The organism is Nocardioides sp., from assembly GCF_004803405.1.
Classification (GTDB): domain Bacteria; phylum Actinomycetota; class Actinomycetes; order Propionibacteriales; family Nocardioidaceae; genus Nocardioides; species Nocardioides vastitatis.
In genome coordinates this window covers 1-968 of the sequence record NZ_SSXI01000228.1, presented here as the reverse complement: position 1 = coordinate 968, position 968 = coordinate 1, and the positions used below count along the sequence as shown (strand labels likewise).

The 968-nt window shown below is 71.0% G+C and carries 2 protein-coding genes; one reads left to right on the top strand and one right to left on the bottom strand.

Going from position 1 to position 968, the window contains the following annotated elements:
- The coding region (locus E7Z54_RS23370; protein ID WP_168798374.1) for a hypothetical protein at positions 1 to 202 on the top strand (202 nt) is incomplete at its 5' end.
- A 104-nt stretch (positions 203 to 306) separates the two neighbouring features.
- On the opposite strand, the gene E7Z54_RS16195 is transcribed toward E7Z54_RS23370, so the two are convergent.
- The coding region (locus E7Z54_RS16195; RefSeq protein WP_136435440.1) for an FHA domain-containing protein at positions 307 to 968 on the bottom strand (662 nt) is incomplete at its 5' end.

Genomic DNA, 968 nt, shown 5'->3' with positions numbered 1-968 from the left:
CGCGGCCCGGAGCGCCCTCGCCGCACGGGGCGTCCGGTTCTCGGAGCCCGGCGGCGAGCACGACCCGCTGGCCGCCGTACCCATCGAGCTCGCGGGGTTCTCGGTGGCCGGGGCGAGCGGGGTCCGGGTGCGCGCCGAGCTCGACGCCGCGCCGATCGACTACTCCGCAGTCGAGCTTGGGGTGGTGTCGGAGCCGGCGTGAGGCTGTGGCGCAGGAATCACCGGTTCACCGGCGATTCCCGCACTTATCGGCCGTTGCAACGGCCGATAAGTGCACGAACCGGCCGGGTGGTGTGACCCCTGTGATCAGCTGTTGCTGCCCGCGTGCGTGTTGAACGCCAGCGTGCGGTGGCCGATCCGGACCCGGGTGCCCTGGACCAGCACCTGTTCACTGCCCGGAGGCATCCGGACCCAGTCCTGGGTCCTCGGCACATGGACGAAGGTCCCGTTGGTGGAGTTGTTGTCGAACAGCACGACGTCCCACCCGCGCAGCTCCAGCCGGGCGTGCACCCGGGAGACCTGGTTGGACTGGTCGATGATCGGCAGCGGCCGGAACTCGCCGGAGGTGACCCGCTGGTCGCTGCTCGGGTCGCGCCCCAGCAGGTAGGGGGTGTCGAGCTGGAAGACGGATCCGTCGTCGAGCACGATCACGCCCAGTGGCGGCCGGACGCCGTCCACCAGGACCGGGGTCTGCTGCACCATGTTGATGCCGCACACGGCGCAGAACAGGACCCGAGGGTCGTTGAAGTGGCGGTTCTTGCAGTACACGCCGCGCACCTGCTCCTGCGGGCTGTCCTCCATCACCTGCTCCGCGCGGTCCACGATCGGGAGCGGCTCGAAGTCCTCCACGTCCGCCTCGACCTCGCTCATCAGCACCGACTGGAAGCTGATGTGCTCGTCGGACGGCGCAGGCGGCAGCGGACGCGCCGCGGGTGCCGCGGCCGCGGATGCCGCCGGGTCAGGCGGCG